Source organism: Thiothrix lacustris DSM 21227 (assembly GCF_000621325.1).
In the GTDB taxonomy this organism is placed as follows: domain Bacteria; phylum Pseudomonadota; class Gammaproteobacteria; order Thiotrichales; family Thiotrichaceae; genus Thiothrix; species Thiothrix lacustris.
This window is the reverse complement of sequence record NZ_KK211257.1, coordinates 124,247-146,805: the sequence shown is the minus strand read 5'-3', so window position 1 is coordinate 146,805 and position 22,559 is coordinate 124,247. Positions and strand designations below refer to the sequence as shown.

Annotated in this window: 25 protein-coding genes; 8 read left to right on the top strand and 17 right to left on the bottom strand. The window is 52.1% G+C overall.

Annotation, left to right across the window (positions count from 1 at the left end):
- Positions 1-51: 51 nt before the first annotated feature.
- The 8 genes from dsrK to dsrA form a co-directional block, all read right to left on the bottom strand.
- A complete protein-coding gene (dsrK, locus tag Q394_RS0117395; RefSeq protein ID WP_028490364.1) occupies positions 52-1,614 on the bottom strand; it encodes a sulfate reduction electron transfer complex DsrMKJOP subunit DsrK in 1,563 nt (520 codons plus the stop codon).
- Positions 1,615-1,628: 14 nt separating this feature from the next.
- The gene (locus Q394_RS0117390) at positions 1,629-2,396 is read right to left on the bottom strand and encodes a respiratory nitrate reductase subunit gamma (RefSeq protein ID WP_028490363.1); all 768 of its coding nucleotides are present in this window, start codon (positions 2,394-2,396) and stop codon (positions 1,629-1,631) included.
- Between the two features lie 93 nt (positions 2,397-2,489).
- Entirely contained in the window at positions 2,490-2,825 is a 336-nt protein-coding gene (locus tag Q394_RS0117385; protein ID WP_038141926.1) for a TusE/DsrC/DsvC family sulfur relay protein, read from the bottom strand.
- Positions 2,826-2,856: 31 nt separating this feature from the next.
- Positions 2,857-3,162: a sulfurtransferase complex subunit TusB gene (gene tusB, locus Q394_RS0117380; protein ID WP_028490361.1), complete on the bottom strand. Its 306-nt coding sequence runs from the start codon at positions 3,160-3,162 to the stop codon at positions 2,857-2,859.
- 14 nt (positions 3,163-3,176) lie between these two features.
- A complete protein-coding gene (gene tusC, locus Q394_RS0117375; protein ID WP_028490360.1) occupies positions 3,177-3,581 on the bottom strand; it encodes a sulfurtransferase complex subunit TusC in 405 nt (134 codons plus the stop codon).
- Between the two features lie 12 nt (positions 3,582-3,593).
- Entirely contained in the window at positions 3,594-3,986 is a 393-nt protein-coding gene (gene tusD, locus Q394_RS0117370) for a sulfurtransferase complex subunit TusD (RefSeq protein ID WP_028490359.1), read from the bottom strand.
- 27 nt (positions 3,987-4,013) lie between these two features.
- Positions 4,014-5,090 carry a dissimilatory-type sulfite reductase subunit beta gene (dsrB, locus tag Q394_RS0117365; RefSeq protein WP_028490358.1) on the bottom strand — a complete coding sequence of 359 codons (1,077 nt, stop codon included), beginning with the start codon at positions 5,088-5,090 and terminating at the stop codon, positions 4,014-4,016.
- Between the two features lie 94 nt (positions 5,091-5,184).
- Entirely contained in the window at positions 5,185-6,486 is a 1,302-nt protein-coding gene (gene dsrA, locus Q394_RS0117360; RefSeq protein WP_028490357.1) for a dissimilatory-type sulfite reductase subunit alpha, read from the bottom strand.
- Between the two features lie 319 nt (positions 6,487-6,805).
- On the opposite strand from dsrA, the gene Q394_RS0117355 reads away from it, so the two are divergent.
- From Q394_RS0117355 to Q394_RS0117335, 5 genes are all read left to right on the top strand, one after another.
- Complete coding sequence (locus tag Q394_RS0117355; RefSeq protein ID WP_028490356.1) at positions 6,806-7,684, top strand: TauD/TfdA family dioxygenase; 879 nt, start codon at positions 6,806-6,808, stop codon at positions 7,682-7,684.
- Positions 7,685-7,705: 21 nt separating this feature from the next.
- The gene (locus Q394_RS0117350; protein ID WP_028490355.1) at positions 7,706-7,903 is read left to right on the top strand and encodes a hypothetical protein; all 198 of its coding nucleotides are present in this window, start codon (positions 7,706-7,708) and stop codon (positions 7,901-7,903) included.
- Between the two features lie 4 nt (positions 7,904-7,907).
- Positions 7,908-8,597 (top strand): type I-MYXAN CRISPR-associated protein Cas6/Cmx6, encoded by a 690-nt coding sequence (cas6, locus tag Q394_RS0117345; RefSeq protein WP_028490354.1) that lies wholly within the window; start codon positions 7,908-7,910, stop codon positions 8,595-8,597.
- Positions 8,598-8,736: 139 nt separating this feature from the next.
- Complete coding sequence (locus Q394_RS0117340; protein ID WP_028490353.1) at positions 8,737-9,081, top strand: TusE/DsrC/DsvC family sulfur relay protein; 345 nt, start codon at positions 8,737-8,739, stop codon at positions 9,079-9,081.
- A gap of 88 nt (positions 9,082-9,169) precedes the next feature.
- Positions 9,170-9,361, top strand: a complete 192-nt coding sequence (locus tag Q394_RS0117335; RefSeq protein WP_028490352.1) for a hypothetical protein — start codon at positions 9,170-9,172, stop codon at positions 9,359-9,361.
- Between the two features lie 72 nt (positions 9,362-9,433).
- Here Q394_RS0117335 and Q394_RS0117330 read toward each other — a convergent pair whose 3' ends face one another.
- On the bottom strand, positions 9,434-10,279 hold the full coding sequence (locus Q394_RS0117330) for a hypothetical protein (protein WP_028490351.1): 846 nt from the start codon (positions 10,277-10,279) through the stop codon (positions 9,434-9,436).
- A gap of 112 nt (positions 10,280-10,391) precedes the next feature.
- On the bottom strand, positions 10,392-11,060 hold the full coding sequence (locus Q394_RS0117325; protein WP_028490350.1) for a Fe2+-dependent dioxygenase: 669 nt from the start codon (positions 11,058-11,060) through the stop codon (positions 10,392-10,394).
- 63 nt (positions 11,061-11,123) lie between these two features.
- On the opposite strand from Q394_RS0117325, the gene Q394_RS21030 reads away from it, so the two are divergent.
- Complete coding sequence (locus Q394_RS21030) at positions 11,124-11,444, top strand: hypothetical protein (RefSeq protein ID WP_051543540.1); 321 nt, start codon at positions 11,124-11,126, stop codon at positions 11,442-11,444.
- A gap of 5 nt (positions 11,445-11,449) precedes the next feature.
- On the opposite strand, the gene soxA is transcribed toward Q394_RS21030, so the two are convergent.
- The 6 genes from soxA to Q394_RS0117290 form a co-directional block, all read right to left on the bottom strand.
- A complete protein-coding gene (gene soxA / locus Q394_RS21025) occupies positions 11,450-12,232 on the bottom strand; it encodes a sulfur oxidation c-type cytochrome SoxA (protein ID WP_051543539.1) in 783 nt (260 codons plus the stop codon).
- Positions 12,229-12,696, bottom strand: coding sequence for a sulfur oxidation c-type cytochrome SoxX (gene soxX / locus Q394_RS0117310; RefSeq protein ID WP_051543538.1), 468 nt, complete (start codon positions 12,694-12,696; stop codon positions 12,229-12,231). The genes soxA and soxX overlap by 4 nt, the downstream gene beginning before the upstream one ends.
- Positions 12,697-12,747: 51 nt before the next feature.
- Positions 12,748-13,497, bottom strand: coding sequence for a cadherin (locus Q394_RS21020; RefSeq protein ID WP_156946921.1), 750 nt, complete (start codon positions 13,495-13,497; stop codon positions 12,748-12,750).
- Between the two features lie 155 nt (positions 13,498-13,652).
- Positions 13,653-14,261 (bottom strand): 2OG-Fe(II) oxygenase family protein, encoded by a 609-nt coding sequence (locus Q394_RS0117300; RefSeq protein ID WP_028490348.1) that lies wholly within the window; start codon positions 14,259-14,261, stop codon positions 13,653-13,655.
- 44 nt (positions 14,262-14,305) lie between these two features.
- Positions 14,306-15,106, bottom strand: coding sequence for a sulfite exporter TauE/SafE family protein (locus tag Q394_RS0117295; protein ID WP_245606814.1), 801 nt, complete (start codon positions 15,104-15,106; stop codon positions 14,306-14,308).
- Between the two features lie 120 nt (positions 15,107-15,226).
- Positions 15,227-16,126, bottom strand: coding sequence for a DMT family transporter (locus Q394_RS0117290; RefSeq protein ID WP_028490346.1), 900 nt, complete (start codon positions 16,124-16,126; stop codon positions 15,227-15,229).
- A gap of 102 nt (positions 16,127-16,228) precedes the next feature.
- On the opposite strand from Q394_RS0117290, the gene Q394_RS0117285 reads away from it, so the two are divergent.
- Together Q394_RS0117285 and glk are read left to right on the top strand one after the other, a co-directional pair.
- Positions 16,229-19,429, top strand: coding sequence for a phosphorylase b kinase regulatory subunit alpha/beta (locus Q394_RS0117285; protein WP_028490345.1), 3,201 nt, complete (start codon positions 16,229-16,231; stop codon positions 19,427-19,429).
- The gene (gene glk / locus Q394_RS0117280; protein WP_028490344.1) at positions 19,426-20,436 is read left to right on the top strand and encodes a glucokinase; all 1,011 of its coding nucleotides are present in this window, start codon (positions 19,426-19,428) and stop codon (positions 20,434-20,436) included. Before Q394_RS0117285 ends, glk begins: the two co-directional genes overlap by 4 nt.
- A gap of 4 nt (positions 20,437-20,440) precedes the next feature.
- Here the strand turns inward: glk and glgX are convergent, their stop codons facing one another.
- Complete coding sequence (gene glgX / locus Q394_RS0117275) at positions 20,441-22,513, bottom strand: glycogen debranching protein GlgX (RefSeq protein ID WP_028490343.1); 2,073 nt, start codon at positions 22,511-22,513, stop codon at positions 20,441-20,443.
- Positions 22,514-22,559 lie beyond the last annotated feature (46 nt).

Below are 22,559 nucleotides of genomic sequence, written 5' to 3'. Positions count from 1 at the left end.
CATACCGGATTAATCAATATCTAAAATCGTTTTGAACCAGAGGACTGCGCCTTATGCGTCGTCGTCCTCATCCTCTTCTTCGTCAGGACGTGCCTGAACGGACACTTGCCGTTGCAGGATGATTGCGTTACTCACCAATTGGTGAACACTGACAATCTGATCCATCGTGAAACCGTAATACGGCAACACTTTCGTAAATTGTGATTTGCAAATCGCGCAAATCGCCGCCATGTGGGTCACGCCATTATGGGTAGTCACATGCTTGAGGGCTTCAGCACGCGGCTGAGCACCTTTGACACGGATTTCCATCAAGTCGTCTGTCAACAAACCACCACCACCACCACAACAGAAGGTTGCGTCATGAATGGTGTCTGCTGGCATATCCACAAAATTGTTACATACTGCGCGAATGACATGGCGTGGAATCTCAAACTGACCACCGGGGGCATCACCCATACGGCTACCACGTGCCACGTTGCACGAGTCGTGGAAGGTCAGAACCTTGTCATCATTCTCGGTCTTGTCAATTTTCAGCGTCCCAGCCTGCAAATGTCCCCAAGTAAACTCCAGAATGTGTTGGGGTATTGGGTAACGCTGGTCAAGAAAATCAAACGGCCCAGCCAGTGTATTCAGGAAACTGTATGCCACACGCCATGCATGACCACATTCGCCGAACACAATACGTTTAACTTTGTGCTTGATCGCTGCTTCACGAACCCGCAGGGAAACCCGGCGCATGGTCTCGTAAGAGCCGATGAACATGCCGAAGTTACCGGCCTCCGAGGCAACAGTACTTAATGTCCAAGTTACACCTGTTTCATGGAATACTTTGGCATAACCAATCAAACCATCAATGTGCGGCTCAGCAAAGAAGTCCGCTGAAGGTGTTACCAACAGCACTTCTGCGCCATCTTCATCCAATGGGAAACGGACTTTGATACCAGTATCGTCTTCCACATCCTCTTCCAGCCCCTCAACCGTATCGAACAGCGCAGGACCAGGCAAACCAAGGTTATTACCAATCTTGTAAACCTTGCCGAGGATTTCATTACAATACTTCTGACCATAACCGACGTGATCCAAAATCTCGCGGGCAGCCATGGAAATTTCAGCCGTGTCGATCCCGTAAGGGCAGAACACGGAACAGCGGCGGCACTGTGAGCACTGGTGATAATAGTTATACCAGTCCTTCAACACATCTTCGGTCAGATCCGTTGCACCCACCAGCTTGGGGAAATACTTGCCCGCAAACGTGAAGTAACGGCGATAAACCTTACGCAGCAAATCCTGACGTGCCACCGGCATATTTTTCGCATCAGATGTGCCAATAAAGTAATGACACTTATCGGTACATGCGCCGCATTTAACGCAAATATCCAAGAACACTTGCAGGGAACGATAACGGCCTTTCAAATCAGCCATTTTATCCAGTGCACGCTCTTTCCAATTAGGTACCAATTCACCAATTTCTGCGAAATCGGAAGGGAAGTGCATTGCCTCCTGAAAGGCGGGTTTGGCGATGAACGGGCCTTTGCCCTTCATCACATCTTCACGCACTGCTGGAACTTCGCAGTAGCCTTCACCCGTTAATGTTGGAACTTCGTAATCAGCCATGATGCTCTTACCTCTTATTTCTTCAGTTCGTCGAGGTACAACTTACCTTGACGTTCCAGTTCCAATGCCCAGCCAGATATATGGCGTTTTTCACGCGGGTTATCCACCTGATTACGGGTCGGGCTAAAAAATATGCCCGGTGCGTGCATCAACTTACTGATCGGGAAAATAATCATCAGCAATGCCACCAACAGCAAATGAATCAATACAATCGGATCAGCGGGCAAGCCTTCGTCACCGAAGAAACCAAACGTCAACAAACCACCAAAGAATGCTTTTACCTGGGTGACATCCGTATGGGTAACGAAGCTCATCATCAGGCCACTTACACCAATCGCAATCAGCAGTGCCAGCATCAAATGATCAGATGGCGCAGAAATATAACGCACTCGATCCACTAAGAAGCGACGCGCCCACAAACCGGCCAAACCCAATACCATTGTAAAACCAGCATAGCGACCGAAAGGCTGCATGAAGACCAAAAAGTCATTCATATCGACGAAATAACGGCTATGACGTATCAATACCAACCACAACGATAGGTGAAACAGTATTGCGAATAACCACAGCGTTTTATTTGAGCGGAATAAGCTCTGAAAAAACACCACCTCACGGAACATGCGCCATACCACACCGCGCTGCGTTACAGGCGCAGGCGTAGTGGGAATCTTCAACGGGGCTGGGGTATTCCAGTATTGACGGACTTTTACGACCACACCGCCAACTAAAATTAACGTTGCCGCCCAAAACAACAGTCCGTAAAGGATACTTACGAATGTCACTATGTACTCCTGATGCCATTGTCTCTCTTCTGAAAACCTGTCAACAACAGGGCTTAAGAAGAGGCTCCGGCGAACCGGAGCAACTCTATAAAATTATACGCAACCCGTTGGTTTAGGCAGACCGCCGTATTTACAAGCTTGCTTGCCAGGGCCGTATGGGAACAGGCTGTACAGGTACTTAGAGTTACCTTTATCAGCACCCAAACGCTTGCCAACGGCTTTAGTCAGAACGCGTACCGCTGGAGCAATTTGATACTCCTCATAGTATTCACGCAGGAAATTCAGGATTTCCCAGTGTTCGCTAGTCAGGGTAACGTCTTCTGCTGTTGCCAGCGCTTCTGCAACTTCTGGAGTCCAGTCGTTCAGATTCTCCAGATAGCCTTCTTCGTCCAGCGCGATGTCTTTGCCGCCGATGTTAAGTGATGCCATGAGATGGCCTCCTATCAAAAAATGTTAAAACTTATAGCCAGCTTTGGGTCGTATCGTTGTTTGCTGTCAGGTCTACAAAACCTGCATAATCAACGCTGACTATCCCGTCCATTGCTTTGCCATCCAAACCGCGTGCTGCTAGGTCTGCACCCAACACATACACGGTCTTGTCTGCCATCGCAGCCTTTACTTTACCAGAAAAGCTTGACCCATCGACTGCTCCAACCACAGCATCTTCAATCATAATGATCGAATCGCCAGCGTTAGCGTGCGTCAAGCAACTATCAAAAGCCACACGTTCAAACGGGGACTTATTGACAATATGTAACATAGCCATGATCAAATCCTCCGTTAGAAGCTCAAAATTACTTCTTGCTCAGCCATCATTGCTGCCATGCCTTTGGCATCAACCAGAATAATGGAAGGCTTTTCAGCGTAATCATCATCGGCATCTTCGTAAGTCAGCTCCATCAGGTCATCAACCGTCAGGCCACGCTCTGCCAAAGACTCACTGGAAACGTACAGTTTGGTAATGTCATAGTCACCCAGTGCACGGAAGGTCGGCGAGAAGTTCTTCATGCCGATGCCTTTGCTGTTTTGGCCTTTCGTAATTTGGTAAACACCATCGTCGATGAATGCCAAACTAACGTTTTGCTCAAAAGCAGCAGAAATCAAGACGACTTCCAGTGACTCCAGCGCGTAGACCGTGCCGTAAGGAGCTTTACGATTTACAAACAGAAAATTCTTTGTAGTCATTTTTACAGCTCCTTAATCGCCAAACACGACTAAACGGTCAGACTGAATACCACCTTCAACCAACTGACCCAAGCCCGAAATACGGAAACCGGGGGCAATGTTGTTGGCGTCCATACCCTGACGCTTCGCCTCATCTGCATCCATAATGCCGCGACGCTGTGCCGCTGCGATACAGATAACCAAGTCCAGACCATGCTTTTCAGCCAGCTCTGACCAGGCTTTCTGGATCAGGCGATCGTCAGCCGGTGGAACAGTCAAGCGTGTGCCGTTGTTTACGCCGTCATGGTAGAAGAACACACGAAAAATTTCGTGGCCCTTCTCCAATGCAGCACGGATGAACTGAATGGCAGAATCAGACGCTTGGTGCTGATAAGGCCCTTCGTTGACCAGAATTGTGTATTTCATTCCGTTCTATTCCTCGTGCCGCTTCGATCAGAAACGGATATGCGTTGAAGAGTTCAGGTTTGCACGCGCACCACGCCAGTTGTCGATGTGGTACTTGGTGAATGGCAGACCAGTCACTTCAAAGAAACGCGGCCAGCCGATGCGCTCAACCCACTCGTTGATACGTTCCCAATCTTTCGCGCCCGCTTTGTAGCACTCCAGAATTTTCTTAACAATCGCCGTGGCTTCAGGCCAACGCGGTGGATTGTTCGGGATACCAGCAGCAACCAAACGTTGGAAGGTTGGTTTGCCACGCGCATTGGAGTGGTTACCACCGATCCAGACAGCCAATTGGGTGTACTGGTGATCGTTGATCTGCATAGGAGGGCATGGTGGGTAGCAAGCACCGCAGCAAATGCACTTCTTCTCATCAACTTCCAGGGAAGGCTTGCCGTCAACCATAGCAGGACGAATCGCCGCCACTGGGCAACGTGCAACAACCGTTGGACGTTCGCACACATTACCAACCAGTGCATGGTTGATTTTTGGTGGCTTAACGTGCTGTACGTTAATCGCGATATCGCCTTGACCGCCACAGTTAATCTGGCAGCAAGAAGTAGTGATATGGACGCGGTTCGGCATGTTCCATGCTTTGAACTCAGGCAGCAACTCATCCATCATGGCCTTAACCACGCCGGAAGCGTCCGTACCAGGGATGTCGCAATGCAACCAGCCTTGTGTGTGGGACAGTGAAGTCACTGAGTTACGCGTACCACCAACAGGGAAACCCGCATCTTCCAGCGCCTTAACCAGCGGCTCTACTTTGTCGCCGTCAGCCACTTGGAATTCGATATTGGAGCGAATGGTGAAGTGAACATAACCTTCGCCATACGTGTCACCGATGTCCATCAGCTTGCGCAGGGTGAACACGTCGAGGATACGTTGTGTACCCGCGCGGACTGTCCAGATTTTTTCGCCAGTTTTGGAAACGTGAACCAACACACCTGGGCGTGGGTCTTCATGATATGCCCACAAACCGTAGTTGCGGCGCATAACAGGGTGCATGTACTGGAAACCATCTGGGCATCCAGACTCAATAGGATCGCGCATTTCTGGTGCGGCCATGTGAAGCCTCCGTCAGAGTAAACTCAAATTTATCAATAATCTGGGCAAACAAGGCGGCACACTTGGCCGCCCTGTTGCAAAGAGCCGTATAGTATTAAGCAGCCGCAGCCATTTTTTCTTCGCGCTTGCGGTTGAACCAAGCTTCAGCAGCTTCGTCCCAACCATCAGTACGCACGTAAGAAACGTTACGCGGTTGCTTGATCATGTTTGGATCTGGGTCAATACCGATGCCTTCGAGAAAGTTCACCAGACCGATACGCTCAATCATCTCACCGCAACGCTCATGTTCCAGACCGTTTTCAGCCCAGAAGTCGATGATGGAAGCAGCCAGCTCAACGATACGCTCATAATCTTCTTCGGTATCCAGCTTCATGAATGGAATAACAACAGTACCCATCAAGTCGCCGATTTTCAGAGTACGCTTACCACCGATCAGGATAGTTACGCCCTTGTCATCGCCTACTTGCAGTGCTTTTGGCATAACGTTCAGGCAGTGCATACAACGTACACAGTTGCTGTTATCAACAGTGATGGTGTCATCGTCGTTCAGCTTGATCGCTTGAGTAGGGCAACGGCTAATAACGTTGTCGAACATGTACTGACGGCCTGCAGAACGATCACCTTCTTTGCCAATTTCCTTGGCTTTCTTCATGATCATGTTGGCGACTTCAGCTTGATTGATTTTCATCTCATCACGCCAAGTACCAATAACCGCGAAGTCAGAACGTTCAATCGCGTTCTGGCAATCGTTAGGGCAGCCGGAAACCTTGAACTTGAACTTGTAAGGCAGCGCCGGACGATGCACGTCATCCGTAAAGTTGTTCATCAAGCGACGATGCGTGGCGTGCTCGTTACAGTTGGACATTTCACAACGGGCAGCACCCACGCAAGACATACCAGTACGCACGCAAGGGCCTGCACCACCCAAGTCCCAACCGTATTCATTGATTTCATCAAAGAAGTGTTGGAAGTTAACGCTGTTTGCACCGATGAACATGATGTTGCCGGTTTGGCCGTGGAAAGTTTGCAGGCCAGAGCCCCATTTTTCCCAGCTATCAGCCAGTTGGCGCAACATGTCAGTGGTGTAGTAGTTGCCAGCAGGTGGCTGTACACGTAGGGTATGGAATTCTTTGGATTCCGGGAACATGTGGCCGACTTCAGAGAAGCGCGGGATAATGCCGCCACCGTAACCGAAGACAGAAATGGTACCACCTTTCCAGTAGCCCATTTTGGTTTCATAAGAGTGCTCCAACTGCCCCATCAAACCATTGATGGTGTTGCGGATGCGTTCATCTGGATGCTCGTCACGCAGCTTTTTAAAGCCGCTGATGAAGCTAGGCCATGGGCCTTCTTCCAGCACATCTAGCATTGGTGTTGGATAATTTTTAATTGCCATACCTGCCTCCTCAGTAAACGATTACGATGGCGTTTCCTCCTGACCGGCTCTACACTCAAAATCAGGCTGAAATTTCAATTCAAAAACGGGTCGCGGAACTTTCGTTCCCTCAATATGCGAGTCTGCTAAGTGTATGCGTGATACCTACAACAAAGAATCTCACCCATGGGGTGTTGCCTGAATCCAAGCCCTATCCCTTAGGGGATATACCTTCAACATAATCAAAAATAGTTCAGCAACAACAGTACAATAGCATATTCGGATTTTTTAATATTGCAAATAGCTGGATTTGGCAACGGTCTTTCCTGAGGTCTGTAAAATGCACAACTTACCCTTTTATTTCAATAACCTGATGACTTACCAAACATGGCGGACAAAAAAATTGGACGCCTACCCACTGTCATCCGAACAGTTGTTCACACCCATTCAGGACCCGGAAAATCCCAGCGCAGCAGAACTGGCTCAACTTCAAAGTATTTGCCGTCAACACAACCTTGCCCTGTACCGTTTCATGCAAGGCGATGTGCGCAACAAACGCCATGTGCACCGTTTAGGGCAAAAAGTAGGGCTATTCCGGCTGGATAACAATTTGTGTGCCGATGAAGACAGCCTGACATCCTTACACGTCACGTCCCATGTCGGGCAGCATGATTACATTCCCTATACTAATAAACAGTTAAGCTGGCATACCGATGGGTATTACAATCTACCGGAAGCACAAATCAATGGCATGGTATTGCATTGCGCCCAACACGCACTGGAAGGCGGAATGAGCTGGCTAATGGATCACGAGATTGCCTACATCCTGCTACGCGATGCCAACCCGGATTACATCCACGCTCTGATGCACCCGAATGCGTTTACCATCCCCGCCAATATCCTCAACGGGGAAATCATCCGCCCGGCACAATCCGGGCCAGTGTTCAGCATTACGCCAAGCGGCCACTTGCACATGCGCTATTCCGCCCGCCAACGTAACGTACAATGGCGTGATGATCCGCTAACACTGGAAGCTGCCGATTTCCTATTGAATTTATGGCAACAGGACTCACCTTACAAAATAGGGTACACATTACAAGCAGGCGAAGGCTTGTTGTGCAACAACGTGCTGCATTGCCGCACCGCTTTCAAAGACAGTGACGACCCGGCACAACAACGCTTACTGTACCGAGGGCGTTATTTTGATCGGGTGCTTTAAACCCCACCACAAGGAGACAATATGCTCAGCTTAAGCCAAATCCTGATGGCAGAAGGTGAAAACATCAGCAATTTCGACGAGTTAAAACAAATCGTACAAAAACGTGCCCTAGAAACAGGCTCCATTTTCTTCCAGATTGATATTGAACCACCCGGCTACAAAGACCGCCCGGAAGACTGGTACGATCAACTGGAAATTGCATTTTCATCGGCGAGGTAACAGGATGTTTTGGCAGGAAGACGAAGATAAAACCCTCCCCTACATCGCACCCGATGATGTGTTGGACGTGAGTTTCGCCATCGACTGCAAGCGGTTGCCACTCGATCATGCTTGGGATTTGGCACAAGCTATCCAGCAAGCCTTACCTTGGTTTGCCGAGGAAAGTGTGGCAGGCGTACACCCGGTTCACGTCGCTGAAAGCGGCAATGGCTGGGAACGCCCGGATGACCCGACCAACCAATTCCTATTGCCTTCGCGTCGCACCCGCCTATTTTTACGCATCCCCAAACAGCGAATTGCTGCCACACAAGCTCTCAGCGGCAAGACGCTGGATGTTGGCGACTACCCGATTGGCCTGCGTGACATGAAAGAAAAGCCGTTTATCCACACCTCAGTAGTCTTCGCTCGCTATGTCCTATCGAACGAGGGTGAAGATGAAAACAGCTTTTTGCAGCGTATGGCAGCAGAAGTAAAAAGGGTGGCGGATTTCAAAGTAAAAAAACTGCTGTGCGGCAAAAGCCACACACTCCGCACGCCCGACAACGTTTTACACACACGTCATCTGATGATTGCCGATCTGGACAGTGACCCATCCATCAAGCTGCAACAATACGGTTTAGGCGATGGGCGCAAGTTGGGTTGCGGGTTATTCATGCCACATAAGGGCATTAAAACCCTGAAACCTACAGAATGATCCTCTACGCCCATCGGCATACACCTCACAGCCGGGTGTATCCCTTTTGAGGAATGGGAGGAACGGTACTTTTTCGTATAATTTTGCGATCAAGAATTTCATCGAATGGCAACATTCACTTTTGCATGAGGAATAAAACATGGCTTACGAAGTAAATGGCACAACCATCGAAACCACTGAAGCGGGTTTTCTGGTAAACCTGAACGATTGGAACGAAGAAGTTGCTAAAGTTATTGCCACTGAAGAAGGCATTGGCGAGTTGACCGAGCGGCATTGGGATGTCCTCCACTACTTGCGCGACCAATACATTAACAACAACGGCACACAGCCAATGGAACGCATTATCCAGAAAGCCATGGCCGACAAGTGGAGCGACAAGAAGTTGTCCAGTAAAGACATGTACACCTTGTTCCCACGCGCACCGAGCAAGCAAGGCTTGAAAGTTGCGGGTCTGCCAGCGACTAACCGCAAAGGCGGCTATTGATTTCTACCCGAAAGGGGGTATCCCCCTTTTAACGGAATCCGTTTATCCTGCTACCAAGAATTTGGTTATTTTGAAAGAGGCACCGGACATGAGCACTAAGCAAGAGCTGATCAACGAAATGATTGAAATGCAGCGCAAATTCACTGCATACGAGCAATCAGGCAAATTCAGCGCAGAAGAATATTACGTTGGTGAGTGGAAAACTTACCGCGAACGTTATCAAGAGCTGACGAATGAAGTCCGCGAAATGGCATCCAAAGAAGCTAACTTCTGGAAATAAGCTGTACGCTTCAGATACCTGAAAAGCCGCTAACCAGCGGCTTTTTTAGTTTTTACCAGACAACAAACCGACTCAATGACCCACGGCGCGAATCTTGCGCACCTTTGCCCAAACTCCGTGGTTGGACTCATGCTGAACATCCAGAATACTCACCACATCCCCTTGCTGGAAGCCGCCCATCGTGCGATTGCCATGCGGCTGGTCGTAAATGCCGTGAATTTTTTGCGTGCGGTATTCCCCACCGACTTCTGGTAAACCACTATCCGGGGAAATATGCAAACGCTGCCCGTACCAGCCGTAATCACGTAACTCCCCCAAATAAACCCACGCCACAATTCCCACCGGCAAAGGTTTGCCACGTGTGATTTCTGCCGGTATTGCCACGGGTAACGGCTCAGCGTTGACCACTTCCGGCACGTAAACAGGTTCAGACTCAGGAACAGCAGGTGCAAGCTGCTGCTGGGCGATTTTCTTCAGCTTAACGGGGGAGGCGGAACGGTTGGCCTGTGCCACGCGCTTAATATCAGCCCTATCAGCATCATGCAAAACCGCTGACCTTACTGCAACCGCTTTCGGCTTTGGCTTTATTGGCGCCACATGGGAAAAGTCCTGCCCTACGCGCATAAAACCCAGTGCCACCGGGCTATCCATTGCGACCTGCCAAGATGCGGGTGCTGGTGCAGGCGGCAGTGGTGGAGGAACACGGTTTAGCCGCGTAGTAGGGGCTTTCACATCTTGCAAGGCATTCGCCAAGACTGGCTGACGCACAGGCTGCGCCTCCAACACGTTGAGGCGGTGGTAAAAATACCCCAACCCTGCCAACGTACTGGCTTGTACCGCAGCGACAGGAAACCATATTAGTGCCTGCTTGGTGTTAAATTCCCACCAAGATGACTTCTTGACCAACAGTTGCGCCATGCAAAACTCCTTGTAGCTGCATTTAACACACGCCCTGTTTTGCACTTAAACCAAACGATTGCCAACCGTATCCCTGACAAAGAAAGGGGATTTTCGGCTTAGTGGCGCTAATCTACACCTCGCTCCACATCCGCAACAAGTTGATGTGGACGGTACTGATGCTGGCAGCCTCTGTGGATTTTGGTAGTTTATCCATCACCCCCTCGCGTGCCTGAGCCAACTGGTACAACAATTCGCGTTGTTGCGGGTCTTTCACCAAACTTTGCGCCCAGGTCACTGCTACCAGCCGTACACCTTTGGTCACTTCCGCGACTTTGTGCAAGCTACCCGAATCATACACAACCGCATCACCCGCTTCCCCACGTATTCTTTCTTCCCCATACGCAGTGCGGATAACGATTTCACCGCCCTCGTAGTCATCGTTGAGGAAGACTGTGCTGGAAACATCCGTGCGGTAACGCCCCGACATCGGCCCCATCACCGGGTCATCAACGTGGAAACCGTAGGTCATACCCGGCAGATAACGCGCATAAAACGCTGTGGCTACCCGCAGTGGCATAACGGCGGCTTGATATTCAGGGTTTTGTACCAGCGGCGACATCACCATCGCATTCAGGCGGCGGTGCAAAGGGCTGTTAGGAGAAAGCTCCTGATTGTACTTAACCTTGGCAGCCTCCGCTCCGGCAGAAAATCGCCCATCCACGAATTCGCCGGTGGCCAACAATTCCTGCACTTCCTTGATACGCTGGGGGTCGAGTACTTTTTTGATCAGCAATAGCATGGCAATTTCCTTTAAGCGATGGAATCGGGTAATCTGCCCACGAGACAGATAAAAGGTTAAAGAATGATGCAATTACGGATACAAATCAACGACACCACACGCGATATTGACGTGCCAGATTTCATACTGGCAGAAGGCGAAGACTTTTTTGCACAACTCGATCAGGACATGGATAAAGGCTATCAAATGAGCCGAACATGGGTAGACAACCCCGATCAGGAACAGCGTTGCCAAATCGTGGCAGATAAGCTTCTCACCGCGCTATCCAACGGCAACCAGCAAAGCGGCACACTCATGGCGGCTTACATACTCAAACGGATGCCACGCGTGAGCGAAATCCACATGAATATCGAAGGCGATATGACCGGACACGATTTCCTGTAAAGGGATCAATACCGCACAGCAGGCGTTTCGATTTTCAGGCCATTGGAACGCGACATAATATAAGCGCCCAGCAATTTGCTTTCTTCTGCATCGGGCGCGAACGGTTCGGCACGCATCAAGGTCAGGCATTGTTTAATGCGTAAATCGAGGTTTGCCATTTCACCCGTATCCAGCCGGTAAGCTGGGAAACCATTACCCTGCCCTTGGCTGATCTTCTGCCCACGAATCATCTGACCGGGGTACATGTCATGGCAATGGGCGCAAGACATATCAATCAAGCCGAAGCGGGTTCTGTACAGTTCCTCACCTTTTTTCAGTAGCGGTGCCATATCGCCGTCGGTTTGCACATTGACGTGTTCACCAGCGGCCAAATGGCGCACAAAGGTTTCCAGTGCCAGCAAATCATGATCGTATGCGGGCAAGGGAGCTTCACCTGACTGCTGTTCACGGCAACTCATGATTTTATCTTGCAAGCGCACAATGCCGCCCTGCGCCTTATCGTAGATCGGGTAACGCGCCAGATTGTTCACATCCAGCTTTTCACCCGCCTCGCCGTGGCAACTCGCGCAAGATTTGCCGGACGCAGGCTTGGCATTAAACAATACCCGCCCTGCCTCCACAGCAATGAAACCGGGATTCTGGAATTCATCATCCTGCATCTCACGGGTTTCGTCTTTGACGAATTCATGACCAGACTTGGAAGGTGTCGGCGCATCAGCAGATACATAACAAGACATTGCCAGCAGCAAACTGCCCATCCACAAACGTGAGGAAGTAAGTGTAATCATTTGAGCGTTACCAGATAAGCGATGACATCCTCGACCTCTTGCGCGGACAGGAATGTCTTGCCCTCGTAGGATTTCGCAGGGCGATTGATCAGGCTGGGGTCACGGTAAAAGCCGGGCATGATCGAATTCGGGTTCAGATGACGCGAATCCACCACCCGCAAGCGTAATTGCGCCTCCGTAAGGCGGGCGGCAATACCAGCCAGCGGCGGCGCAATCGTCCCATAGGCTTCGATGCCTTCAATTGGCAACTGGTGGCAAGCGAGGCAATTGCCTTTTGCTCCATCCGACACCACTTTAATGCCATTCGCGACATCACCTTTCAAACCGCATAACGGTGCAGGAATGGCATAATTAACCATTTCCCACTGGCAATAGGTTTCTGGCGCGGGTGGAACACCTTCGACTTCAGCCATCGCAGGCATACCAACAAACAAGAGAACAATCAGGGTGTTTACAGTTTTCATTCCTTCATTCTAGGCCACTGTAGCCACCCTGTCTTGATTTAAATCAAATCGTTAGCGAGAACTAAGCCTTTTGTTCTGCCCTTTCAACATAGGTATAACCGCTCTCTCGATAGCACTAACATTGTTTGCAGCTTGGCAACTCAACAATTGAGCTTCCAGTTTTTTGATCTTGTCTTCCAGTTGCGTGGTCAAAGAAACATCCACAGCAGGAGGCAGCGCTGCCTGACCCGGGCATTGAACTGCATTACCATAATTCCCGGTATACCCCTGCAACCAACCAACATTCATAAAATCATTACCAGGGTTAGTATTCACTGAATTAGGCAATTGATTAAACGGATCAGCATTCTCCAGCAATGCAACCTTACTGGAACAGCCAGTCGGGCTAGCAAATGAGAAAATACGCATTTCCTCCCCAGCCTGCCAACCAAAGTTGGGTGCTCTACCCTTCGTATATTGAAGACCAAACGACAAATAATCAGCATCAGGGTTTTCTACGGGCGCATCGACCCGTGAATGATTAATCCATGCCAAACCATCAACGACACTATGGATACTTAGGGCATCAAAACGACCACTATCAACACCATGAGGAACACTTAACGTCACTTGGGCGGACAATGCCATATCAGGGGATGGCACCATATCAGGCTTCATATAGATCACGTATTCACTGCTATCAGCCTCATACGCTATACGAAACTGAACATCAGCCATAACATTGGATGCGCTTAACAAAGCTAACAGCGCGACACTGCTTTTGAGGGAAGCGGCAAAACCATACATTGCGGTTTTCATCATGTCACCTTATTTTTATATAAGTAAATCGACACTCTAAGCTTTATTAAAATATCCTTATTAACTAATACCGCTTCCGTTAAGCTCAAGTTAACCATACATAAAAATGATGGCATAAACAAGCCACATTTATCATAAAATCCAATGATTCTGCGTATTCAGGCAAAAATCACCCAAGTGGTCGCAATGTATTTCACCCCGGACTTGATCAACCCTGCCCTGTGCTCATGTGTCCAAAAAGGCGGAAACAACACCAGCTTGCCCTTTTCTGGCTGCACACTCAGGTTCTGGAGCAAAAAGTCGGTGGAACCACCTGCCTCAACCGGCACATCATTCAAATACCACAACGCCACCAGTTGCCGCATTGCAAATTGATGGCTACCGCCGTCGATATGCCAGTGGTAATACTCACCCGGTTGGTAACGTTGCAGGTTATAGCCCATATCCTTGAACGGGCCTTTGAAATACGGGAAGGTTTCGCGGAACTCACGTAAAGCCAACGCCAGTGAACGGTGCAGATTGTTATCCACGTCCTTCCAGTGCGGCTTGTCATCGCCACTGACAAAAATGTCGGTGGTTTTTTTCACACTCTGATTGCTACCCATATCTTGCCCGATACGCCCGGCGTATTGGTCAGCCAGATTTTGCTCGAAACGCTCCACCATGTTGTCGCACAGAAAACCCGGCAACGCATCACGCTTTTCAAAGATGAAAGAATTGGGGGAAATTTCACGCAGAGATTGCAGTGGCGGACGAGTATCAATCATGATGGTTACCTGTAGGGGTGAATATAGGCAACAGTATAAGCAACTTACAGCACCGAATGCAGCATCTTCAGGCTCAACAACACCAGCAACAGCGCAAAGCCTTTCTTCAGAATCGGTATCGGCAAGGAATGTACCAAATTCGCCCCAAACGGCGTAGTAAAATAACTGACCAGTGAAATCACCATAACCGCAGGCCAGTAAATGAAACCCAAGGTGTAGGTTGGTAAGCCCGCCTGCCCCCAACCATTGAACAAATACCCCAGCGTCCCCGCCAATGCAATCGGCAAACCAATGGCAGCGGAAGTCGCAATTGCATTACGGATATTGACGTTACACCACGTCAGATAAGGCACGGAAAGCGAACCACCACCAATCGCCACCAGCGCCGACACTGCCCCGATACCCGCTCCAACCGACGCCAACCCCATTGCACCCGGCAATTCACGATGCGGCTTAGGCTTGGCATTCAACATCATTTGCAAAGCAACATAGCCCATAAAACAGGCAAAGAAAATCGCCAAATGCTGTGAAGAAAGATAGGTTGCCAAAAAAGTCGCTGTAAACGTTCCCAGCAAAATACCCGGCGTCACGTGACGCACTACCGGCCACAACACCGCGCCTTTGGCATGATGCGCCCGCAGACTCGAAAAAGAAGTCATGACAATCGCCGCCATGGAAGTTCCCAGCGCTAAATGCACCACCTGATCCGGCGGAAAACCTTTACTCACAAACAACGTGGTCAAGGCTGGAACCATGATACCGCCGCCCCCAACACCAAATAACCCAGCAAAGAACCCGACGACAGCGCCCAACGCTAGTAATATCAACAACAAACTCATATCCATGTTGCGCCTCCTGCAAATGTAAAAGTAAATAAAACCTGTCTATTTTTAACCTGTTACTGACAACCATCCAAATCCCACACCTCATCAAAAAAGCTGGCAAACTGACTGCACTTTTGTCGTTCAGGCGCGGCTCCTTTGTCCCCACATCACCAGCATCCCGGCGGCAATAATCACACTCATGCCCAGCAACGCCAACCCGCTCAGCGACTCATTCCACCACCACCACCCCAGCAGCGCAGCGAACACCACCGACGCATAGGTAAACGCCCCCAACTGCCCCGCAGGCGCGTACCCGTAAGCCGCCGTCAGCAACAATTGCGCCAACGTAGCGAACGCCCCCAACAGCATCAACCAACCATACGCCACCGCATCCAACGGCTGCCAGTAAAGCACCGCCGGAATCACCGACAACACACTGGCAAACAGCGCGAAATAAAACACCACCCGCAGCGCCGGTTCTTCGCTCGAACGCATCCGCCGGATACTGACCTTGGTTCCCCCACCCAGCACCGCACCCGCCAACCCTACAAGCACCGCAAGGTTAAACACGCTTGCCTCCTGCATCGGATTCAGCACCAACATCACACCGACGAAACCGAGCGCGATAGCCGCAACGGTATGCCACGACAGGCGTTCCTTCATCCAAAAAAATGCCACGATGGGCACGAAAAACGGCATGGTCTGTTTCAACAGCGCCGCCTCCGCCAATGGCAAACGCGCCCAAGCGTAATAGAGGCACGACATGGCGATCACCCCGGTCAGCGCCCGCATAAAATGCAAATGCAAGCAGGTGGTTTTCAGCACCTGTACCCCACCGCGATGCCACAACCACGGTAACAACAACACCAACCCAAACAGATTGCGGAAAAACACCGTCTGTTCAGTAGAAGCCACCCCGTGCAAATGCTTGATCACCATCCCCGAACACACCAGAAAAAATTCCGACGCGAGGATAAGCACAGCACCTCTAGCAAGGCCATTGGCGGGTATCCCGGCGCGAGCGACGATACTCACATTCATCCATTACTACCTTTTCAACAAAACTCGGCTTCCAAATGTTTGTAAAAATGCCGTCAACGTGTAGATTGTCAGCCAAGAAACTTAACAAAAGACCAAACTACCATGAACTGCACCTCTCTCGACAAACTGGATCACTATTACCAGCAAGTAACCCGTATCATCCTGTCGCGCCAGCATCCGATCACCGGCTTGTTACCGGCCAGCACGGCTATCACCGCGCACGGCGATTACACCGACGCTTGGGTACGCGACAATGTGTACAGCATTCTGGCCGCCTGGGGGCTAGGTCTGGCCTATCGCCGTCTTGATGAAAGCGATGGCCGCACCGTGCTGCTGGAACAGAGCGTGGTCAAGCTCATGCGCGGCCTGTTAATCGCCATGATGCGTCAGTCTTCCAAAGTGGAATGCTTCAAACAGACGCAAGACCCACTCGATGCCCTGCACGCCAAATATGACACCGGCAGCGGTGATCCCGTCGTGGGTGATGATGAATGGGGGCATCTGCAACTCGACGCGACATCCCTCTTCCTGCTAATGCTGGCGCAGATGACCGCCTCCGGTTTACGCATTATCTTTACCCTTGATGAAGTCAGTTTCGTGCAGAATCTGGTGCATTACATCGGTCGCGCCTACCGCACGCCGGACTATGGCATCTGGGAACGCGGCAACAAGATCAATCATGGCATTGCCGAAATCAACAGCAGTTCAGTCGGCATGGCGAAAGCCGCGCTGGAAGCACTGAATGGCTTCAACCTGTTCGGCGCTGGCGGCGGGCAAGCATCGGTCATACACGTCGTGCCTGACGAAGTAGCCCGCGCCCGCATCACGCTTGAATCCAGCCTGCCGAGCGAATCCCTCTCAAAAGAGGTTGATGCCGCCACCCTCAGCATCGTCGGCTACCCAGCCTTCGCCGTCGAAGACGCAAGCCTCGTCGAAGCAACCGTCGCGGAAGTCGTCAACAAGCTGGAAGGCCGTTACGGGTGCAAGCGTTTCCTGCGCGACGGCCACCAAACCGTGATCGAGGATCACCAGCGCCTGCATTACGAACCCGAGGAGATGTTGCAGTTCGAGCATATCGAATGCGAATGGCCGTTATTCTTTACCTACCTGCTGCTGCATCACCTGTTTCGTGGGGATGAAAAGCAGGCGAAAATCTACCGCGACAAACTGGAAAACCTGCTGGTCGAGCGTGACGGCGACTTGCTATTGCCAGAGCTGTACCGGGTTCCAGCGGAGCGTATCGCAGCGGAACGCAGCAATCCCCACAGTCAGGATCGCGAACCCAACGAAAATGTGCCGCTGGTATGGGCGCAAAGCCTGTATATCCTCGGCGCATTGATTCAGGATGGTCTGCTGGACGTGACCGACATCGACCCACTGGGTCGCCGTCTGCGAATTGGGCAACGGCGCGGACGCCGGGTGCAGTTTGCGCTGCTAGCCGATTCGCCCAGCATCAAACTGCGCTTGGAGGCACAAGGCATCAAGACAGAGACACGCAACGAAGTGTTGCCTGTCATCATCCATGAAGCCACCGCCTTGGCGGATGCTTACTGCCAGCTTGGTCGTAACGAACGTCTCGGCCTGAGCGGACGCCCCTTGCGTCACCTGCGCGGGCTGGCGACCAGTTTCCTTTATACCTTCGACGGTCAGCGCATCTTGTTCCAGCCGCATTTCATCAACCGGCATGATTTCTATCTGGCGCTCGACAATGCCATGCTGGTCGAACGCTTGAAGATGCTGCTCACCTACGTCAGCAAGCAGTGGGACGCCCCCGGTCGGCCATTGGTGGTATTGGTCGTCACTGAACGCATGTTAACGGCAGAAGGCAGCGCGGCGTTGCTCGATTTCATGAGTGAATGCCGCGAGGGGCAAGTCGGTGATACCCCTGTTCAGCTTGGGCGTGTTGCCAACTTTCTGCCGACCGCCGGACGTGAACGCATTGATAGCCTGCACGGCTACCAGTTTCCAGATGACAGCGGCGCACAGACCGACCGCCCCTGTTTCATACTATTGCCAATCACCGACGACGAAGAGCACCTCAGCGATCAGGTTGAGCCTTTGCTGCTGGGCGACACTCACCTGATCCGCCTGATGACGACACGGGCAGACTTGCAGGTTCAGTTCGATGCCTTGTATCAACTGGAAGCACGCCACGGCCTCGATTTCGATACCGGCCTGCTTGACATGGATGACCAACCTGCGCGAGTTCGCGACCTGCTGGAAGAAGTTTATGTCCGCGCTTGCGAGGAACGCCACTGGCAACTGATCCGGCTCAGCGCAGCGGTGTTGGGCAAGCATGACATTAACCTTGAAGGTGCTGCCACCGAGATCGTGGTACACCAGAAGGCGCTAAGTGTGTCGCGCTCTTACAGCCGCGACTCGACATTCCGTCGCCCAATGGGGGCAGACGAATTGTTGCAAGCCATTCGCCAGTTCAACCCTGACGACCTACGCGCCCAGATTCTGACTCAGGAACTGATCCTCAATCTGGGTTTGTTGCTGCGGGCGCACCCGGAGTTGTTCGACAACATGACCCTGATCCGCACCGGGCAATTGCTGCAATTGATTGCGGTACGCTTGCGCCGCGAAAAGCGTTTGTCGATCAGCGATGCGATGGATGTCTTAATGGTCATGGCTCCGCATGAAGTCTCCAGAGCCGTGCGCGACGTGCTGGAGCATTTTCAGGACGCTCGGGATACCCTGCTGCAACGGGAACAGATGCAGGTGTCGTCGGATTCAAGCGGAATGCTTACCGTCAAGTTCGACGCCAGCATGGATCCCGAGCTTGCAAATGTCGCTAACTGGCATGAATGGCGCTCCATTCAGGGCAGCATCGGGCGTTATCGCGAAGGTTTCTTCGAGGGCGTCTGGGATATTGTCAATCAAAGCACGGGTCTGGTCATCGGTGATCAGTGGAATCCGAAACTACGCCTCGACCACAAGCTATGCGCCAACATGACGCGCGGCGAAAAACTTTTCAAGGATCGGGTCGAGCACATCCTGCATAAAACACCCGCACCGGACAGCCGCCAGTTGTATACCGAAGCCTTGCAGGTACTGATGGTGGTGATGTGGAAGAATCCGGCATTGCGCATTGATGATACCTTGTTCATCGACGTCATTATCGGCCACGCCGTGCGGCTGGCTTGGCAGCAGAACCACCCGCAACAGACGGCTGATTATGATCAATACCGGGGCATTGCCTGGAGCGAATTTTACCAGTGCCCGCCGTCAGAAGTCGCCAATCACATCGTGGCGGCACTGGCACATTTGCTCAACAATAATACAGGGGAAGCACCATGACACACGTACTCGCAGGGGATGTGGGCGGCACCAAGACGGTTTTATGCCTGTACCGGGTGAACGCTGCCAAACCCGATGGCACATCACTGGAAGAGGTTCACAAGGCTGTCTATCCAAGTTCAGGTTATGAACGTTTTGGCGATTTGGTCACGTCTTTTCTAACCGACGTGGCTCCGCTGCGGCCTGAATGCGCCTGTTTCGGTATCGCTGGCCCCATCCAGCAGCAGCGTTGCAATGCGACCAACCTGCCGTGGGTGATTGATGCAGGCATACTGGCCGAAGACTTTGGGTTTGAAGATGTGTACCTCATTAATGACCTTGAGGCGGCCGCTTACGGAATGCTGCATTTAGCCGCTGACGAATTCGTGGAACTGAATCCACACGCCGCCCCCCAAACCGGACATGCCGCCGTGATTGCAGCGGGAACGGGGCTGGGACAAGCGATCATGGCGTGGGACGGGCAGCGTCACATCGTCATGCCGACAGAGGGCGGGCATTGCGATTTCGGTGCCAATTCTTCTCAAGAGGACGCCTTGCTGGTCTTTTTACGTGAACGCTTTGGCGGTCACGTCAGCGGCGAACGCATTCTCGCAGGTGACGGTTTCGGCAATCTTTATGATTTTCTGCGGGCATCCAACCATGCCGCACCAAATGCCGCCATCGAAGCTGAAATGTTGCACGAAGACCGCAATGCCGTGATCAGCCGTCATGGCTTGCAAGGCGATGATCCACTCTGCACTGAAGTCATGCGTTTGTTCGTGCGTATTTACGGGAGCGAGGCGGGCAATCTCGCGCTGAAATGCCTGCCACGCGGCGGTATTTACATCGGCGGCGGTATCGCACCAAAAATCCGGGCAGCCTTGGAAACCGGCTTGTTCATGCAAGGCTTCCTCGACAAGGGGCGCATGGCGCGGGCGATTGAGCACATTCCGGTGCGCTTGTCGCTGAATCCTGAAGCGCCGTTACTGGGCGCAGCGCACATGGCCTTGTCCCGTTCCTGCTGCTAATGCCTCAGTGGGACTCCAGCACCACCACACAGCGTCCCTCCACTGTGAGCTGGTTCGCACTGATGATGGGTTGTCCAGCGGGTTCATAAACCCCCGGTGCGGTGGTGGTATCGACAGCGAGTCGCCACTGCCGACCAGGGAACGGTGGCAACGCGAACGTCTGCGCTTCCACCGCCATATTCAGCACGATATGCAGCGCTGGCTCATCGGGTTTGCTACCAGCAAGGGTGAACGCAATGTGCCGGGCATCCGGGTCGTTCCACGGTGCTGCATTGAGTGCCGTTCCATGCCAAGTAATGTCGGGCAAGTCATGGCCGTTTCTGGGCTGGCCGGTAACAAAACGCGAGCGGCTTAAGGTCGGGTGGCGACGCCGTAGCCGGATCATGCCCTGCACGAAAGCCAGCATGTCGGCGTTGCGTTCCACCAGATTCCAGTCTTGCCAAGACAAGGCATTATCTTGGCAATAGGTGTTGTTATTGCCCTGTTTGGTAGCCAGTATCTCGTCGCTACCATGCAGCATCGGCACGCCCTGACTAAGCAGCAAAATGGCGACAAGGTTTTTCGCCTGACGACGGCGCAGCCGGTCGATACGCGGGTCATCGCTAGCCCCTTCCACCCCGTAGTTGGCGCTCAAGTTGTGATTATGACCGTCGCGGTTGTCTTCGCCATTGGCGGCGTTGTGCTTGCCTTCAAAACTGACCAGATCCCACAGGGTGTAACCGTCGTGGCAGGTGACAAAGTTGATCGAGTTCCACGGCAAGCGTCCACGGGAAGCATACAAATCGCTGGAGCCACACATACGGGTAGCGACTTCGGGAACCAGTCCGGTGTCACCACGCACAAAAGCGCGGATCACATCCCGGTACAGGCCATTCCATTCCGCCCAGCGGAAACCGGGGAAATCCCCCAACTGGTAAAGCCCGGCAGCATCCCATGCTTCGGCGATGATATGGGTTTGGCTCAAAAACTGGGATAGCTCAATATGCCAGAGCATCGGCGCATGGTACTGGGGGTTGCCATCCTCACCCCGCGCCATCGCACTCGCCAGATCGAAGCGGAAGCCATCCACATGCATCTCTTCCACCCAATAGCGCAGGGCATCCACCAGAAAGCGGCTCACCATCGGGTGATTGCAGTTCACGGTATTGCCGCAGCCGCTGTAATCCCGATAGCGGCTGCGGTCGATGAAGTCCAAGTGGTAAAACATCTCGTTGCCGAGTCCCTTGAAATTGATGGTAGGGCCAAACGGGCTACCCTCGGCGGTGTGATTGAAGACCACATCGAGAATCACGCCCATGCCTGCGCGGTGCAATGCCTTGACCATATCGCGGAACTCATCGCGGGCACGCGCCGCTTCCACCGCAAAATGCGGATGCGGTGCATAGAAGCTGTGCGTGCTGTAACCCCAGTAATTGCTTAACCCCATCAACGCCGTTTTGGGCGGTAAATCCTGCCGGTCGAACGCCATCACTGGCAGCAGCTCCACGTGGGTAACACCCAGTGCCTGTAAGTAGGGAATCTTCTCGATAACACCAGCATAACTACCGGGATGCTCGACCCCGGAGGAAGGATGCCGGGTAAAGCCGCCCACGTGCATCTCATAGATAACCGACTCGCTCAACGGAATGTGTAACGGGGTATCACCTTCCCAATCGTAAGCATCACTCTGCACCATCGCCCGCATCGCTTGGGCGACATTATCGCCGGGAAGAGAAGCGGCCTCGCGATTCCACAGCCGGTCACTGATCGTGGTCGCCCACGGGTCTAGCAAGGCTTTTTCACTATCAAAGCGGCGACCGGTGGTGCGGGTTTCGCCCTGCCCGTGGGCACGCCAGTTGTACCAAGTTCCCATCGGCAAGCCCAGTACCAATACGTGCCAAAAGAAAAAGGTGCGGTGCGTATCTGGATCCAGTTCGATAATCTGGAAAGGTTCTGTGCTGTCATCGCGCTCGAACAACAGCAATTCCAGACGCTCCGCGTGCCGGGAGAAAACGCAGAAATTCACGCCGTCTTCAGTGATGGTAGTGCCGCCTTGGCTCCGATTTCCAGGTTCGACAGGGTAACTCGAATGCGTCATGTTATGCTCCGGCTGACAGGCATGGGGGTGTGGATATGGCGTAAAG

Bases quoted from the DNA above. Each gene is read 5' to 3' on its own strand.
- dsrK (WP_028490364.1), bottom strand. From the start codon at position 1,614: ATGGCTGATTACGAAGTTCCAACATTAACGGGTGAAGGCTACTGCGAA.
- Q394_RS0117385 (WP_038141926.1), bottom strand. From the start codon at position 2,825: ATGGCATCACTTAACATCGGCGGCAAAGACATCGCGCTGGACGAAGAA.
- tusB (WP_028490361.1), bottom strand. From the start codon at position 3,162: ATGGCTATGTTACATATTGTCAATAAGTCCCCGTTTGAACGTGTGGCT.
- tusC (WP_028490360.1), bottom strand. From the start codon at position 3,581: ATGACTACAAAGAATTTTCTGTTTGTAAATCGTAAAGCTCCTTACGGC.
- tusD (WP_028490359.1), bottom strand. From the start codon at position 3,986: ATGAAATACACAATTCTGGTCAACGAAGGGCCTTATCAGCACCAAGCG.
- dsrB (WP_028490358.1), bottom strand. From the start codon at position 5,090: ATGGCCGCACCAGAAATGCGCGATCCTATTGAGTCTGGATGCCCAGAT.
- dsrA (WP_028490357.1), bottom strand. From the start codon at position 6,486: ATGGCAATTAAAAATTATCCAACACCAATGCTAGATGTGCTGGAAGAA.
- Q394_RS0117355 (WP_028490356.1), top strand. From the start codon at position 6,806: ATGCACAACTTACCCTTTTATTTCAATAACCTGATGACTTACCAAACA.
- Q394_RS0117350 (WP_028490355.1), top strand. From the start codon at position 7,706: ATGCTCAGCTTAAGCCAAATCCTGATGGCAGAAGGTGAAAACATCAGC.
- cas6 (WP_028490354.1), top strand. From the start codon at position 7,908: ATGTTTTGGCAGGAAGACGAAGATAAAACCCTCCCCTACATCGCACCC.
- Q394_RS0117340 (WP_028490353.1), top strand. From the start codon at position 8,737: ATGGCTTACGAAGTAAATGGCACAACCATCGAAACCACTGAAGCGGGT.
- Q394_RS0117335 (WP_028490352.1), top strand. From the start codon at position 9,170: ATGAGCACTAAGCAAGAGCTGATCAACGAAATGATTGAAATGCAGCGC.
- Q394_RS0117330 (WP_028490351.1), bottom strand. From the start codon at position 10,279: ATGGCGCAACTGTTGGTCAAGAAGTCATCTTGGTGGGAATTTAACACC.
- Q394_RS0117325 (WP_028490350.1), bottom strand. From the start codon at position 11,060: ATGCTATTGCTGATCAAAAAAGTACTCGACCCCCAGCGTATCAAGGAA.
- Q394_RS21030 (WP_051543540.1), top strand. From the start codon at position 11,124: ATGATGCAATTACGGATACAAATCAACGACACCACACGCGATATTGAC.
- soxA (WP_051543539.1), bottom strand. From the start codon at position 12,232: ATGATTACACTTACTTCCTCACGTTTGTGGATGGGCAGTTTGCTGCTG.
- soxX (WP_051543538.1), bottom strand. From the start codon at position 12,696: ATGAAAACTGTAAACACCCTGATTGTTCTCTTGTTTGTTGGTATGCCT.
- Q394_RS21020 (WP_156946921.1), bottom strand. From the start codon at position 13,497: ATGATGAAAACCGCAATGTATGGTTTTGCCGCTTCCCTCAAAAGCAGT.
- Q394_RS0117300 (WP_028490348.1), bottom strand. From the start codon at position 14,261: ATGATTGATACTCGTCCGCCACTGCAATCTCTGCGTGAAATTTCCCCC.
- Q394_RS0117295 (WP_245606814.1), bottom strand. From the start codon at position 15,106: ATGGATATGAGTTTGTTGTTGATATTACTAGCGTTGGGCGCTGTCGTC.
- Q394_RS0117290 (WP_028490346.1), bottom strand. From the start codon at position 16,126: ATGAATGTGAGTATCGTCGCTCGCGCCGGGATACCCGCCAATGGCCTT.
- Q394_RS0117285 (WP_028490345.1), top strand. From the start codon at position 16,229: ATGAACTGCACCTCTCTCGACAAACTGGATCACTATTACCAGCAAGTA.
- glk (WP_028490344.1), top strand. From the start codon at position 19,426: ATGACACACGTACTCGCAGGGGATGTGGGCGGCACCAAGACGGTTTTA.
- glgX (WP_028490343.1), bottom strand. From the start codon at position 22,513: ATGACGCATTCGAGTTACCCTGTCGAACCTGGAAATCGGAGCCAAGGC.